This is a genomic window from Streptomyces goshikiensis (genome assembly GCF_014650555.1).
Classification (GTDB): Bacteria; Actinomycetota; Actinomycetes; order Streptomycetales; family Streptomycetaceae; genus Streptomyces; species Streptomyces goshikiensis.
Map to the genome: position 1 here is coordinate 824286 of NZ_BMVE01000001.1, position 14777 is coordinate 839062.

Annotated in this window: 13 protein-coding genes; 3 read left to right on the forward strand and 10 right to left on the reverse strand. The window is 71.2% G+C overall.

All coding sequences use genetic code 11. The annotated features are described in order from the left end of the window. Positions 1–121 precede the first annotated feature (121 nt). Complete coding sequence (locus tag IE248_RS03770; protein WP_100581901.1) at positions 122–1147, forward strand: helix-turn-helix transcriptional regulator; 1026 nt, start codon at positions 122–124, stop codon at positions 1145–1147. On the opposite strand, the gene IE248_RS03775 is transcribed toward IE248_RS03770, so the two are convergent. Further along, a complete protein-coding gene (locus IE248_RS03775) occupies positions 1144–2118 on the reverse strand; it encodes a LysR family transcriptional regulator (protein ID WP_190030072.1) in 975 nt (324 codons plus the stop codon). The genes IE248_RS03770 and IE248_RS03775 overlap by 4 nt on opposite strands. Before the next feature lie 62 nt (positions 2119–2180). On the opposite strand from IE248_RS03775, the gene IE248_RS03780 reads away from it, so the two are divergent. After that, positions 2181–3482, forward strand: coding sequence for an MFS transporter (locus tag IE248_RS03780; protein ID WP_008742047.1), 1302 nt, complete (start codon positions 2181–2183; stop codon positions 3480–3482). A 39-nt stretch (positions 3483–3521) separates the two neighbouring features. Continuing rightward, complete coding sequence (locus IE248_RS03785; RefSeq protein WP_190029940.1) at positions 3522–4526, forward strand: sigma-70 family RNA polymerase sigma factor; 1005 nt, start codon at positions 3522–3524, stop codon at positions 4524–4526. Here the strand turns inward: IE248_RS03785 and IE248_RS03790 are convergent. The 9 genes from IE248_RS03790 to IE248_RS03830 all read right to left on the reverse strand — a co-directional run bounded on the left by IE248_RS03790 (position 4413) and on the right by IE248_RS03830 (position 14707). Beyond that, entirely contained in the window at positions 4413–4748 is a 336-nt protein-coding gene (locus tag IE248_RS03790; RefSeq protein ID WP_229895107.1) for an STAS domain-containing protein, read from the reverse strand. The genes IE248_RS03785 and IE248_RS03790 overlap by 114 nt on opposite strands. A 119-nt stretch (positions 4749–4867) precedes the next feature. Beyond that, positions 4868–6145, reverse strand: a complete 1278-nt coding sequence (locus IE248_RS03795) for a thymidine phosphorylase (protein WP_008742050.1) — start codon at positions 6143–6145, stop codon at positions 4868–4870. 100 nt (positions 6146–6245) lie between these two features. Further along, entirely contained in the window at positions 6246–6644 is a 399-nt protein-coding gene (locus IE248_RS03800) for a cytidine deaminase (protein WP_008742051.1), read from the reverse strand. Further along, on the reverse strand, positions 6641–7906 hold the full coding sequence (locus IE248_RS03805; RefSeq protein ID WP_100581899.1) for an ABC transporter permease: 1266 nt from the start codon (positions 7904–7906) through the stop codon (positions 6641–6643). Before IE248_RS03805 ends, IE248_RS03800 begins: the two co-directional genes overlap by 4 nt. After that, on the reverse strand, positions 7903–9021 hold the full coding sequence (locus IE248_RS03810; protein ID WP_073773708.1) for an ABC transporter permease: 1119 nt from the start codon (positions 9019–9021) through the stop codon (positions 7903–7905). The genes IE248_RS03805 and IE248_RS03810 overlap by 4 nt, the downstream gene beginning before the upstream one ends. Then, on the reverse strand, positions 9018–10580 hold the full coding sequence (locus IE248_RS03815; RefSeq protein WP_229895137.1) for an ABC transporter ATP-binding protein: 1563 nt from the start codon (positions 10578–10580) through the stop codon (positions 9018–9020). Before IE248_RS03815 ends, IE248_RS03810 begins: the two co-directional genes overlap by 4 nt. Before the next feature lie 293 nt (positions 10581–10873). Next, positions 10874–11938: a BMP family lipoprotein gene (locus tag IE248_RS03820; RefSeq protein WP_008742055.1), complete on the reverse strand. Its 1065-nt coding sequence runs from the start codon at positions 11936–11938 to the stop codon at positions 10874–10876. 229 nt (positions 11939–12167) lie between these two features. Further along, entirely contained in the window at positions 12168–13412 is a 1245-nt protein-coding gene (locus IE248_RS03825) for an amidohydrolase (RefSeq protein ID WP_073773710.1), read from the reverse strand. 137 nt (positions 13413–13549) lie between these two features. Then, positions 13550–14707, reverse strand: a complete 1158-nt coding sequence (locus tag IE248_RS03830) for a hypothetical protein (RefSeq protein WP_008742057.1) — start codon at positions 14705–14707, stop codon at positions 13550–13552. Positions 14708–14777 lie beyond the last annotated feature (70 nt).

Consider the following 14777-nt stretch of genomic DNA (forward strand, 5'->3'; position numbering starts at 1 on the left):
ACGCCGTGCGTCCACTGTGCCGGTTCGGCATATGCCGGTAGCGTCCGGACGGGCGTCGTCTTGCCGCCTTGCGGGAACACGAGGGGTTTATAAACAGTCACAGGCCGGGACGAATACGCATATGTCAGCTGAGGCCGACGGCGTTGCCGGGACGTACGGGGACCTGAGCCCCGCCGCGCGGCGCCTGTACGCGTACGCGGTGGAACGGCACGCCTTCCACACGGCGGAGGCCACCTCGGCGCTGGGCGCGCGGGCGGGCGCCGCGATCACCGAGCTGGCGGCCGCGCACCTGCTCCAGCGGGCGCCCGGCGGCGGCGCGGACCGCTGGAGCCCGGTCGCGCCCCGGGCGGCGGCGGCGCGGGCGCTGGCCCCGCTGGCACTGCTCGTACGGGAGACCCACGACGAGATGGACCGGCTGCGCGGGCGGCTGGAGGCGCTGGTCCCGGCGTACGAGGCGGGGGCGGCGCTGCGGGAGCTGAACGGGTCGGGGCACCTGGAGCTGATGACGGACCTGGGCGCGGTGCGCGGGCTGATCGCGGAGCTGTCGGCGGGGTGCGAGCGGGAGCTGCTGACCTCGCAGCCGGGTGGGGGGCGGCCGCTGGAGTCGCTGGAGGAGGCGATCGGGCGGGACGAGTCGCTGCTGACGCGGGGGGTCCGGATGCGGACGATCTACCAGCACACGGCGCGGTACTCGCGGCCGACGGCGGCGTACGTGGAACGGGTGACGGCGCTGGGCGCGCAGGTGCGGACGCTGGGCGACGGGCTGATGCGGATGCTGATCTTCGACGAGCACACCGGGCTGATGGCGGTGCCTGAACGCAGCGGGGCGGCGCTGGTGGTGCGCGAGCCGAACGTCGTGCACTTCATGACGGCGGCGTTCGAGCGGTCCTGGGTGGGCGCGGAGCCGTTCCCGGCGACGGTGAGCCCGGAAGCGGCGCGGTCGATCTCGGACGAGCTGCGGCAGACGATCGTGCGGCTGCTGTCGGAGGGGCTGGAGGACAAGGTGATCGCGCGCCGGCTGGGGATGTCGGAGCGGACCTGTCAGCGGCACATCGCGGAGATCATGCGGGCGATCGGCGCCAAGTCCCGCTTCCAGGCGGGGTACTTGCTGTCCCCTTCGCCGAACGACCCGAAGGAGACGCCCTAGGCCGGCGGTTCCAGGTCCGGGATCAGGCGGCCGCGGCGGGAGAGGAGGAAGCGCTTGAACTCCGCGACCGGCGGTGTGTCGGGGTGGCCGTCGAGCCAGGCGACGCCGATCTCGCGGACCGCGCGCGGGGCGGTGACGCTGAGTTCGACGACGCCCGGCCGGGGCACGGCCGGCGGCGGGAGGAGCGCCACGCCGAGCCCCGCGGCGACCAGCCCGCGCAGCGTCTCCGCCTCCTCGCCCTCGAAGGCGATCCTCGGCGTGAACCCCGCCTCCGCGCACAGGTCGTCGGTGATGCGGCGCATCCCGTACCCCGGCTCCAGCGTGACGAACGTTTCCTCCGCGGCCTCCGCGAGCCGGATCCGCTTGCGGGTCGCGAGCCGGTGGTCGTCCGGGACCACCAGCCGCAGCCGCTGCTCGTCGAGCCGGCGGGCCACCAGGTCGGGCGCGTCCGGCAGCGGGGAGGTCAGGCACAGGTCGAGTTCCCCGGCCCGCAGCTTCTCCAGCATCGCCTCGCCGTAGTTCTGCACGAGCGAGAACCGGATCCGCGGATGGTCGGCGCGGAAGGCCCGGATCAGCCCGGGCACCGTCTCGGAGCCCAGGGTGTGCAGGAAGCCGAACGCCACCTTCCCGGCGGCCGGATCGGCGTCCTGCTGCACCGACTCGGCGGCCCGGTCGATCTCCGTCAGGGCCTGCTCGGCCGAGGCCAGGAAGGTGCGGCCCGCCGTGGTCAGGGCGACCGTACGGCCCTTGCGGGCGAACAGCGTGACGCCCAGGTCATGTTCGAGCCGGACCATGGCGCGGGACAGGGTGGACTGCGGGACGCCCAGCTCGTGCGCGGCGCGGGTGACGTGCTCGTGCCGGGCGACCGCGACGAAATACGCCAGCCGAGGGGCCAGCAAAGTTGTCACAGCCATGTCTTCTACGTAACGGTTCATCGACATCCACGCCCCTGAGCTGGGTTGATGCAGCAGTGGATCGATTATCGCGATTCTGTGCATTGGACGCATAAAAAAGACGGGCCTACCGTCGAAGCATGCCTCCCGTTCATACCGGGGCACCCGTCATCCCGGGTGCCTCCACCCCGTCGTCCCCCGCACCGCAGCCCCACTCCCCCGGCCGCCCCGGCTACCGCCGGATGAGCCTCGCGCTCTTCGCCGCCGGACTGGCGACGTTCGCCCTCCTCTACTCCACCCAGGCCCTGCTCCCCGCGATCTCCGCCGGCTTCGGCGTGACGGCGGGTCAGGCCAGCTGGACGGTGTCCGCGGCCACCGGCGCGCTCGCCCTGTTCGTCCTGCCGCTCAGCGCGCTGTCCGAGCGGTTCGGCCGGACCCGGATGATGACCTGGTCGATGGTGATCGCCGTCGGCGTCGGGCTCCTCGTCCCCCTGGCCCCGAACCTGGAGTGGCTGATCGTGCTGCGCGCCGTCCAGGGCGCCGCGATCGCCGGCATCCCGGCGTCCGCGATGGCGTACCTGGCGGAGGAGGTCAAGCCGAAGGCCCTGGTGGCGGCGATCGGCCTGTTCGTGGCGGGCAACTCCATCGGCGGCATGAGCGGCCGCATCGTCACCGGGTGGGCGGCGCAGCTGTGGGGCTGGCGGGCGGGTCTGCTCACGGTCGGCCTGATGGCGCTGGTCTGCGCGGTGGCCTTCCTGGTGCTGCTGCCCCGGGCCCGGTTCTTCCGCCCCGCCTCGCTGAACCCGCGCGCGGTGGGCCGTACCGTCGCCGGGCACCTGCGGGACCCGCTGCTGCTGCGGCTGTACGGGATCGGCGCGCTGTTCATGACGGTGTTCGGCGCCGTGTACACGGTCATCGGCTACCGGCTGGTGGACGAGCCGTTCTCGCTGGGGCAGGGCGTCGTCGGGTCGGTCTTCCTGGTCTACCTGGTCGGTACGGTCTCCTCGGCGGCGGCCGGACGGCTGGTGGCCCGGGCGGGCCGGCGCGGCGCGCTGTACCTGGCGGTGACCACGACCGCGCTGGGGCTGCTGCTCTCGCTGTCGGACTCGCTGGCGGCGATCCTGGCGGGCCTGGTGCTGATCACGGCGGGCTTCTTCGCCGGGCACGCGGTGGCCTCGGCCGCCGTGAGCCGGACCGCGAAGACGGGCCGCGCGCAGGCCTCCGCGCTGTACCAGTCGGCGTACTACCTGGGCTCCAGCGCGGGCGGCACGCTGGGCGCGCTGGCCTACCACTCCTCCGGGTGGGCGGCCACGGTCGGGATCGCGCTGCTCGCGGTCGTCGGCGTCGCCGGCATCACCCTGTACGGCTCGCACGCGGCCCGTACGGCCCGCCTCGTCGGCTCGGGAGCCGTCCCGGCTGCGGTTGTCAGACCCCTCCGGTAGCTTCCGGGGTATCGGGAAGCTACCTGGGGGATGACGGCCATGACTGACCTCGCTACCAGCCCGGACCTGGATGCGGCGATGGAGCGGTACCGGGTCGAGCTGACGGGCTACTGCTACCGCATGCTGGGCTCGTCCTTCGACGCCGAGGACGCCGTGCAGGACACGTACGTCCGCGCCTGGCGGGCCTTCGACCGGTTCGAGGGGCGGTCCTCGCTGCGGTCGTGGCTGTACCGGATCGCCACCAACGTCTGCCTGGACCTGCTGAGCGCGGGGAACAAGCGGGCCCGCCCGATGGACTTCGGCGCCCCGCAGCACCAGGCCTCGGCCGTGCTGAACGAGCGGCCCGAGGTGACCTGGCTGGAGCCGGTGCCGGACGGCCGGGTGCTCCAGCAGACCGCCGACCCGGCGGAGATGGCGCTGGCGCGGGAATCCGTCCGGCTGGCCTTCATCGCGGCGCTTCAGCACCTGCCGGCGAAGCAGCGGGCCGTGCTGATCCTGCGCGAGGTGCTGGCCTGGAAAGCGGACGAGGTCGCGACGCTGCTGGACACCACGGTGGCGTCGGTGAACAGCGCCCTCCAGCGGGCCCGGGCGACGCTGTCGGCGCGGCGGATCCGCGAGGGCGAGGCGGCCGACCCGCTGGACGCGGAGCAGGTGAAGCTCCTGGAGCGGTACCTGTCGGCCTTCGAGGCGTACGACATCTCCCGGCTGACCACGCTGCTGCACGAGGACGCGGTGCTGTCGATGCCGCCGTTCGACCTGTGGCTGCGGGGCCGCGAGGACATCGCCGCCTGGCACCTGAACCAGGGCAGCGGCTGCCGGGGCTCCCGCCTGCTCCCGACGACGGCGAACGGCCTGCCGGCCTTCGCCCAGTACCGGCCGGCCGCCTCCGGGGCGGGCCACACCCCGTGGGCGCTCCAGGTCCTGGAGATCTCAGACGGCAAGATCGTCGGGCTCAACGCCTTCCTGGACACCGACCGCTGGTTCCCGCTCTTCGGTCTCCCCGAGCAGCTCGACGAGTCCTACGAGGTCCAGCAGGGCGCGTAGCGCCGGGGCGGCCCCGGTCACCCGCAGCGACCGCCCCCGCGCGGCGAGCCGCAGCCGGGCCAGTGCCTGTACGGCGCCGAGGTCCGGCGCCGTGACGGCGGCGGCATCGCACTCCACCGTCCGCGCGCCGCCCTCGTACAGCCGGGACAGGCGCGCGCACAGCGGTACGGCGTCGCGCGCGCCGGGGCTCGGTCCGGGCAGCACGAGTCGGGGGGTCTCCACGGGGGGATGACTCCCCCGCCGCCCGGAACTCATCGGCCGGGCCCGCCCGCCCCGGACATGCCGAACGGGACCGGTGGGGGTCCACCGGTCCCGTTCGGCCGTGCGGGTGAGCGCAGGGGCTACGCGATGCGGTCCATCACGATCGGCGTGGCGGAGAACGCCGTGCCGGCCGGGGCGATGTCGAAGGTGCCCTCCAGGGAGGCCAGGGCGTACTCGAACTTCTCCGGGGTGTCCGTGTGCAGCGTCATCAGGGGCTGGCCCGCGGTCACGGTGTCGCCCGGCTTGGCGTGCATCTCGATGCCGGCGCCCGCCTGCACCGGGTCCTCCTTGCGCGCGCGGCCGGCGCCCAGGCGCCAGGCGCCGACACCCACGCCGTACGCGTCCAGGCGCGTCAGCACGCCCGACTCGGGGGCGGTGACGACGTGCTGCTCGCGGGCCACCGGCAGGGCCGCGTCCGGGTCGCCGCCCTGGGCCGCGATCATCCGGCGCCAGACGTCCATGGCGGAGCCGTCGGCCAGCGCCTTGGCCGGGTCGGCGTCCTTGATGCCCGCCGCGTCCAGCATCTCGCGCGCCAGCGCCAGGGTCAGCTCGACGACGTCGGAGGGGCCGCCGCCGGCGAGGACCTCGACGGACTCGCGGATCTCCAGCGCGTTGCCCGCCGTCAGGCCGAGCGGGGTGGACATGTCGGTCAGCAGGGCGATCGTCTTGACGCCGCTGTCGGTGCCGAGGGCGACCATCGTCGAGGCGAGCTCGCGGGCGTCCTCGATGTTCTTCATGAACGCGCCGGTGCCGACCTTCACGTCGAGGACGAGCGAGCCCGTGCCCTCGGCGATCTTCTTCGACATGATCGAGGAGGCGATCAGCGGGATGGCCTCGACGGTGCCCGTCACGTCGCGCAGCGCGTACAGCTTCTTGTCCGCCGGGGCCAGGCCGTCGCCCGCCGCGCAGATGACCGCGCCGGTGGTGTCGAGGACGTGCAGCATCTCCTCGTTGGAGAGCAGCGCGCGCCAGCCGGGGATGGACTCCAGCTTGTCCAGGGTGCCGCCGGTGTGGCCGAGGCCGCGGCCCGAGAGCTGCGGTACGGCCGCGCCGCAGGCCGCGACGAGCGGGGCCAGCGGCAGGGTGATCTTGTCGCCGACGCCGCCGGTGGAGTGCTTGTCGGCGGTCGGGCGAGACAGGGAGTCGAAGTTCATCCGCTCGCCCGACGCGATCATCGCGGCGGTCCAGCGCTTGATCTCGGCCCGGTTCATGCCGTTCAGCAGGATGGCCATCGCCAGGGCCGACATCTGCTCGTCGGCGACGACACCGCGCGTGTACGCGTCGATGACCCAGTCGATCTGCTCGGGGCTCAGCTCGCCGCGGTCCCGCTTGGTACGGATGACGGAGATGACGTCCATGTGGTGCTTCCTTCTACGCGCATAGAGGGGGGTGTGGGTGAGGGGTTCCGGAGAAGACGGCGGCCCTTCGCCCGGCAGGGGCGAAGGGCCGTCGGCACGGCTATCTCAGGTGGTCCGGCCCGAAGGCCTGCGGCAGCATCTCGGCCAGCGGGAGGATCCCCTTGGGGGTGTCCACCAGCAGTTCCGCTCCGCCGAACTCGAACAGCAGCTGGCGGCAGCGCCCGCACGGCACGAGGCTCTCGCCCTTGCCGTCGACGCAGGTGAAGTGCGTCAGACGACCGCCGCCGGTGGCCTGGAGGGAGGACACCAGACCGCACTCGGCGCACAGGCTGAGTCCGTAGCTGGCGTTCTCGACGTTGCAGCCGGTCACGACCCGGCCGTCGTCCACCAGGGCGGCGACGCCGACCGCGAAGCCCGAGTACGGGGCGTACGCCCGGGACATCGCGTCCCGGGCCGCCGCGCGCAGGACTTCCCAGTCCACGGCCGGAGCGGCCGTCACTTGCCCTGGCCCTTGCGGTACGGCAAGCCGTCCGCCTTCGGCATCCGCAGGCGTTGCGCGGACAGGGCGAGCACCAGAAGCGTCGTGACGTACGGCGCGGCCTCGACGAACTGGCTCGGGATGGTGTCGGTCAGGGCGTACCAGAGGAACAGGGCGGCCGCGGAGACAGCCGCGACACCGGCCTTGACGTGCGTCTTCTTGTACAGGTACCAGCCGAAGGCCACGACGAGCAGGATCGCGAGGAGCAGCAGCATCGCGTGGACGTTCTCGGCGCCGCCGCGCAGCTTGAGGCTGTAGGTGAAGCCGAAGAGGCCGGCGCCGAGGGCCGTTCCGCCCGGCATCCAGTTACCGAAGATCATCGCGGCGAGACCGATGTAGCCGCGGCCGCCGGTCTGGCCCTCCTGGTAGATGCCCGTGGAGACGATCGCGAGGAACGCGCCGCCGAGGCCGGCGAGCCCGCCGGAGACCATCACGGCGATGTACTTGTACTTGTACACGTTGACGCCGAGGGATTCGGCGGCCACCGGGTTCTCACCGCAGGAGCGCAGGCGCAGGCCGAAGGAGGTCCGCCACAGCACCCACCAGGTACCCGGGACCAGCAGGACGGCGATGACGGTCAGCGGCGACAGGTTGGTGACCAGGCCGCCGAGCACGCCGGCGATGTCCGAGATCAGGAACCAGTGCTTGCCCTGGAGCGTGGCCAGCCAGTCCGACAACCCCGGAATGGTGATTTCCGTGAGGGGTTCGATGCGGGGGGACTGCTTGGAGGAGCCGCCGGGGGCCTCGTCGAAGGTGAAGTTCGACAGGTACTGGGTGAAGCCGACGGCCAGGATGTTGACCGCCACACCGGAGACGATGTGGTTGACGTTGAACGTCACCGTGATGATCGCGTGCAGCAGGCCGCCGAGGGCGCCGCCGACGATGCCCATCAGGACACCGGTCCAGGGACCCCACTGGTAGCCGGCCCAGGCACCGAACCAGGTGCCGAGGATCATCATGCCTTCGAGGCCGATGTTGACGACACCCGCGCGCTCGGCCCACAGACCGCCGAGGCCGGCGAGGCCGATCGGGACGGCGAGCTGGAGCGCGCCGGAGATCTGGCCCGCGGAGGTCAGGTCGTCGGCGCCGGAGATGACCCGGACCAGCGAGATCAGGGCGAGGCCGCCCGCGATGATCAGCAGGATCCAGGGCAGGGTGAGCTTGCGTCGGCCGCCGTCCTTCTTGGGCGCGGCACTCGTCGCGGAAACGGTGCTGGTGCTCACGCCGCGACCTCCTTGTTGTCGGTCTTGAGGGCGTGCCCGGCGGCCAGTTCCTGGCCGACCTTCTGCTGCTGGCGGCGGATGCCGTAGCGGCGGACGAGCTCGTAGCTGACGACGACCGCGATCACGATCAGGCCCTGCATGATCGTGCCGATCTCCTTGGCGTAACCGGCGGTGTCGAGACCGGCGGAGGCCTTGTCGATGAAGGCGATCAGGAGCGCGGCGAAGAAGATCCCGATCGGGCTGTTGCGGCCGAGCAGGGCGATGGTGATGCCGGTGAAGCCGATGCCCACGGGGAAGGACAGGTTGTACGTGTGGGACTCGCCGAGCAGCAGCGGCATGCCGGCGAGACCGGCGACCGCGCCGGAGATGAGCATGGAGGTCATGATCATCTTCTTGGCGTCCACACCGGAGGCCTGCGCGGCGGACTCGCTGGCACCGGTGGCGCGCAGGTCGAAGCCGAAGCGGGTCCGGTTGAGCACGAACCAGTAGACGACGCCGAGGGCGAACGCGACGAAGGTGAAGCCGTAGACCTCCAGGCCGTCACCGATGGTCAGGGCGGGGAACCAGCCGGACTCCGGGATGTCGCCGGTGGTCAGGTCGTTCGAGCCGGGGGGCTGGACACCGAGGTTCTTCGGCAGGATCAGCCAGGCGATCAGGGCGGTGGCGATGGCGTTGAGCATGATCGTCGAGACGACCTCGCTCACCCCGCGCTTGGCCTTCAGGACACCCGCGATGCCGGACCAGAAGGCACCGGTGACCATGGCGACGAGCACGATCAGCGCGACGTGCAGCGGACCCGGCAGCGAGACCGAGGCGCCGACCACGGCGGAGATCATCGCCGCGAGACGGTACTGGCCGTCGACGCCGATGTTGAAGAGGTTCATCCGGAAGCCGATGGCGACGGCCAGGGCGGCCAGGTAGTAGATGCCCGCCTGGTTGAGGATGAGGACCTGGACGTCCTCGTAGCTCGCCTGGTCGATCATGACGCGCAGCGGGTCGATCGGGTCCACGCCCGACGCGGCCAGCACGATCATGGTCAGCAGGAACGCGCTGACCAGCGCGAGCGCCGGACCGGCGATCGCGAGCAGCACCTTGTCCTTGTCGAATTTCTTCATCGGGCCTCGTCCTCCGTCGTGTCACCGTCGGCAGCGGCGGAAGGGTTGTCGGTGGCTTCCAGGTGGCCGCGGGCGGCACCCGTCATGGCGGTGCCGAGCTCCTCGGCCGTGATGGTCGCCGGGTCGGCGTCCGCGACCAGGCGGCCGCGGTAGATGACGCGCAGCGTGTCGGACAGGCCGATCAGCTCGTCCAGGTCGGCCGAGATCAGGAGCACGGCGAGGCCCTCGCGACGGGCCTCGCGGATGGCGTCCCAGATCTGGGCCTGCGCACCGACGTCCACACCGCGGGTGGGGTGGGCGGCGATGAGGAACTTCGGGGCGTGGCTCATCTCGCGGCCGACGATCAGCTTCTGCTGGTTGCCGCCGGACAGGGACGCCGCCGTGACCTCGATGCCGGGGGTGCGCACGTCGTACTCGCGCACGATCCGCTCGGTGTCCTTGCGGGCGGCCTTCGGGTCGAGGATGCCGCGCTTGGAGTTGGGCTTCTCGGTCACGTGGCCGAGGATCCGGTTCTCCCAGAGCGGGGACTCCAGCAGCAGGCCGTGGCGGTGGCGGTCCTCGGGGATGTAGCCGATGCCGCCCTCGCGGCGCTTGCGCGTCGGCGTGGTGGAGATGTCCTTGCCGTCGAGGGTGATGACACCGCCGTCCGGGATGCTCATGCCCATGAGGGCCTCGATGAGCTCCGTCTGGCCGTTGCCCTCGACACCGGCGACACCGAGCACCTCACCCTTGTGGATGGTGAAGTCGATGCCGGCCAGTACCTCGCGCACGACGCCGTCGGGGTCGGTGGCGGTCAGGCGCAGGTCCTGGACGTTGAGCATCGCCACGTCGGTGACCGTCGACTCGCGCGTCTCCGGCGAGGGGAGCTCGCTGCCGACCATCAGCTCGGCGAGCTGCTTGGTCGTGGCGGTCTTCGGGTCGGCGGTGCCGACCGTGGTGCCGCGGCGGATGACGGTGATGTCGTCGGCGACCTTCAGCACCTCGCCCAGCTTGTGCGAGATGAAGATGACGGTCAGGCCCTCGGCCTTGAGCTCGCGCAGGTTGTCGAAGAGCGCGTCCACTTCCTGCGGCACGAGCACGGCGGTCGGCTCGTCGAGGATGAGGATCTGGGCGCCGCGGTAGAGGACCTTGAGGATCTCCACGCGCTGGCGGTCGGCGACTCCGAGGTCCTCGACCAGGGCGTCGGGGCGTACGCCGAGGCCGTACGCGTCCGAGATCTCCTTGATCTTCTTACGGGCCTTGGCACCGATGCCGTACAGCTTCTCGCCGCCGAGAACCACGTTCTCCAGGACGGTGAGGTTGTCGGCCAGCATGAAGTGCTGGTGGACCATGCCGATGCCGCGGGCGATGGCCTCGCCGGGGCTGGAGAACGTGACCTGCTCCCCGTCGATGGCGATGGTGCCCTCGTCCGGCTTCTGCATGCCGTAGAGGATCTTCATCAGGGTCGACTTGCCGGCACCGTTCTCACCGATGAGGGCGTGGACCGTGCCCTTGCGGACGGTGATGGCGATGTCCTTGTTGGCGACGACGCCGGGGAAACGCTTGGTGATGCCGTGCAGTTCTACGGCGGGGGGGCTGGACGCGTTGATGACGCACTCTCCTTGGCGCGGAAGGAGCTGGAAAATGCCTTGCGGCAGGGGGACAGGGCGGGGAGAGAAGGTATCGCGTCCACGATGCCTCTACGCGCGTAGCACTGTCGAAAGTGAAAACTTGTGACCAGGTAGATCACATGATTCACGGACGCGGTTCGGGGCCCGGGAGCGGTCAAGACCGCGTTCCCGGACCCCGAGACCGTTACTTCACGTACTGCGAGTACCTGGAGTACTTCACGTACGTCACGTCAGGGACGGCCCTACGGGGCGGTCTTGACCGTGATCTTCTTGGCGATGATGTCGGCCTTGGCCTTCTCGACCGCGGCGGTGACGTCCGTCATCTGCTTGTACGCGGGGTTGGAGTCGGCCAGGCCGACGCCGTCCTTGTCGAGGCCGTAGCGGATCTCACCGGTCTGCGGCTTGCCGTCCTCGACCGACTTGATCAGGTTGTAGACCGAGTCCTGGACGTCCTTGGTGACCGAGGTCAGGATCTTGTCCTTGTACTTCGACAGACCGGCCTGGTTGTACTGGTCGGAGTCGACACCGATCGCCCACTTGCCGGCGGTGGCGGTGGCCTCGATCGCACCGGAACCGGCGAGACCGGCGGCGGCGTAGATCACGTCGGCACCCTTGGCCAGCTGGCCCTGGGCGGTGGCCTTGCCGAGGTCGGGCTTGGCGAAACCGGAGAAGTCCGGCGGCTGCGTCAGGTAGGCCGACAGCACTTCGGCGTTCGGGTTGGTGTCCTTGACGCCCTGCGTGAAGCCCGCCTCGAACTTCTTGATCAGCGGAACCTCGACACCGCCGATGAAGCCGACCTTGCCGGACTTGGACGCCTTGGCGGCGGCGACGCCGGCCAGGTAGGAGCCCTGCTCCTCGTTGAACACCAGGTTGGCGATGTTCTTGTCCTGCACCGAGGTGTCGTCGATGAGGCCGAAGGTGGTGTTCGGGAACTTCGCGGCGACCTTCTTGATGGCCGGCGCGTACGCGAAACCAACGCCGATGACCGGGTTGTTGCCCTTGCGCGCGAGCTCGGTGAGGCGCTGGACCTTGTCGGCCTCGCTCTCGCCCTCGCTGGGCTCCGCCTCGGCACCCTTGATCTTCAGGTCCTTCTGGGCCTTCTCAAGACCCGCGAACGCGGCGTCGTTGAAGGACTGGTCGCCGCGGCCGCCGATGTCATACGCGATGGCTGCGGACTTGCTGCTCGACGACGACTCCGACGAGGACGCGGTGGAGTCGGACGACTTCTTTCCGCCACAGGCGGTGGCCGAGAGGGCCAGCGCCGCGGACGCGATGCCCACGGTGGCGATCCTGGTGATCCGGCGCAAGGGGAGGCTCCTTCAAAACCTGACCGAAGCGCCACGACCGGCGCTGGTTTCGCGGCGATCGTAACGCGCGTAGATGTCAGTTAAAGGCCCGTTCATGAGTCGTTATCGGATCGTCGCGAACCGGACAGTGACCGATCGGTGACTGCTCTCGTGTCCAGCCCTTGCGTACCAAGGGCTGGACACGGCTACCGGCGGACCTGCGGATGCTGTACGGAATCCGGCCCCCGGGTCACCTGACCGGCCCGGTGCGGCGTCCGTCGATCAGCGCGGCGGCCGTGAAGAACTCCACTCCGACGCCGATCGCGGACTCGTCCACGTCGAAGTCCCCGCGGTGCAGGTCGTGCTTGGTGCCGGAGCCGGGCGCGCGGACCCCCAAGCGGGCCATGGCTCCCGGGACGTGCTCCAGGTACCAGGAGAAGTCCTCGCCGCCCAGGCTCTGCTCGGTGTCCTCGACGGACTCCGCGCCGCGGCGGGCCGCCATCGACTCCCGGAGCAGTTCGGTGATCACCGGGTCGTTGACGACCGGCGGCACCCCGCGCACGTAGGTGATCTCCGACTTGGCCCGGTGCAGCGTCGCGACCTCGTCGATGGCCGCGTGGATCTGGTCGGGCGCCTCGTGCCAGGCGTTGATGTCCAGGCAGCGCACGGTTCCGGACAGTTCCGCGTGCATCGGGATCACGTTGCAGGCGTGCCCCGCCTCGATCCGGCCCCAGGTGATGGACATGCCCGAGCGGGCGTCCATCCGGCGGGCCAGCACGGCCGGTACGTCGAGGGCCACCCGGGCCGCCGCCGTGACCAGGTCGGTGGTCAGGTGCGGGCGGGCGGTGTGCCCGCCGGGGCCGTCGAGGCTGACCTCCAGCCGGTCGCAGGCCGAGGTGATCGCACCCGCGCGCAGCCCGATCCGGCCCGCGTCGACCCGGGGGTCGCAGTGCACGGCGATGATCTTGCCCACGCCGTCCAGCACCCCGGACTCGATGGCCTCGCTGGCCCCGCCCGGGAGCACCTCCTCGGCGGGCTGGAACAGCAGCCGCACCGCGCGGGGCAGCATCCCCTGCCGGTCGAGCTCCGCGAGCACCAGGCCGGCGCCGAGCACGATCGTGGTGTGCACGTCGTGGCCGCAGGCGTGGGCGCGGTCCGGGAAGGTCGAGCGGTACGGGACGTGGGTCTTCGCGTCCGGAATGGGCAGGGCGTCGATGTCCGCGCGCAGGGCCAGGATCGGCCGGACCCCGTCCCAGGTGCCCACGTCACAGACGAGGCCCGTGCCGGACTTCAGCACCCGTGGGCTCAGGCCGGCTTTCTCCAGCCGGGCCTTGATCGCCGCCGTGGTGCGGAACTCCTGGTGTCCTAGCTCGGGGTGCATGTGCAAGTCCCGACGGAAGGCGATCAGTTCGGCACGCAGGTGGTCCGGAAGCTTGCCGGGCAGCTCGGGCCGGTCGGGCGTGCCGGGCTGGGCGGTCTGGGACTCGCGGGACATCAACTGGTTCACCTGTTGAAGGGTAGGCCCACCGACCCGCCAACTGGCTGGAGATCACGAAAAGTTCATGCCGTTAGGGGAAAGAAACCCGGCCTCTGGACGCATGACCGGATGCGCCCGGGGGTAAACTCGCGCGCTCATCCGGCCGCCGGAGCCGCCTGGGCGGGGAGTCTGCGCACATCACGGGCCGTGTCGGTGACCCCCGCCAGGAAACTGCGCGCGCGCGGCGAGGCCGTCCCGGTGAGCCAGCCGGGGTCGATGCCGCATACGGCGACGGTGACCCCGGTACCAGTCAGTGCGTACGGCAGCGTGTGGACGACCGTAGACGGAAAGCTGACGATCGTACGACCGACCGGGCCGCGGCGGGCGATCAGTTCCAGCGGAAGGTCCGGGCGGACGATCTCCAGCCCGGTCGCCTCGCTCAGCGCCCGGAGCTTGTCCGGGGACTCCCTGCGGTGCGCGAAGTAGCGGGTGGCCCCGTACGTCCGGGTCAGGGTCCGCACCGCTTCGAGGTAGCGGGCGGGCTCGACGACCCCGGTCTCCACGAGGGAGGTGCCGACCAGGTCGGTGCCCTTGGTCAGGCGCGGCGGGCCGAACCGGGCGCGGGTCCAGGCGAAGTCATTGACCCGCAGGGTCATGCCGCCGTGGACGGTGACGGGCATCGAGCTGAAGACCTCGACGCGGCGGCCGTGGCCGACGGCCGGGGTGAAGCGGCGCCGGGCGGTCGCCGAGACCGGGGCGTAGGCGAGTTCGCGCACCCGGCCGGGCAGGCCGCCGCCGCCCACCCGGTGCCAGCGCACCAGGCGCTCGCCGCGGGCGGTCTGGGCGACGAACTCCATGGTGGCGGTGCCGTCGTCGACCACGACCAGCTCCTGCGCCCTCACCAGGGTGAGCAGCAGCTGTACGTAGCGGGAGAACGGGTCGCCCACGACGACCCGGCGGGCCCGCCGTACGTCGCGGGAGAGCGCCGCGAGGGCCTTGAACGGCGCGAGGCGGCCGCCGCGGGCCTCCTGCCAGTGCACCTCGTGGCCCTCGTCCCGGGCCAGCCCCGCCATCCGGCGCAGCTGGCCGCGGGACATCGGGTCCACGGGCGGCAGTACGACGATCCGCACCCCGGTCGAGGCCTCGGCGGCGGGCCGGCCGGCCGGGGTCCGCCGGTCCGGCTGGCTCGGGACGCCGCTGAGCAGCCCTCCCCCGCCCTCCGGCGCGGCGGCCTGGGCGTGCGCCCATTCCAGCACGTTGAGCAGCTGGACCGGGCTCTCGACGAAAGCCAGGGTGGAGTCTGAAGGGGTCACCACGTACTCCTCGTCAGGGGCGGGGCGGAACGTCGTACTGCGGCCGGCCGGACGCGGTCGGACCGGAGGG

What these genes read in the sequence shown, in the direction of transcription:
- IE248_RS03770 (WP_100581901.1), top strand. Translation starts at nt 122, where the DNA reads ATGTCAGCTGAGGCCGACGGCGTTGCCGGGACGTACGGGGACCTGAGC.
- IE248_RS03780 (WP_008742047.1), top strand. Translation starts at nt 2,181, where the DNA reads ATGCCTCCCGTTCATACCGGGGCACCCGTCATCCCGGGTGCCTCCACC.
- IE248_RS03785 (WP_190029940.1), top strand. Translation starts at nt 3,522, where the DNA reads ATGACTGACCTCGCTACCAGCCCGGACCTGGATGCGGCGATGGAGCGG.
- IE248_RS03795 (WP_008742050.1), bottom strand. Translation starts at nt 6,145, where the DNA reads ATGGACGTCATCTCCGTCATCCGTACCAAGCGGGACCGCGGCGAGCTG.
- IE248_RS03810 (WP_073773708.1), bottom strand. Translation starts at nt 9,021, where the DNA reads ATGAAGAAATTCGACAAGGACAAGGTGCTGCTCGCGATCGCCGGTCCG.
- IE248_RS03825 (WP_073773710.1), bottom strand. Translation starts at nt 13,412, where the DNA reads ATGTCCCGCGAGTCCCAGACCGCCCAGCCCGGCACGCCCGACCGGCCC.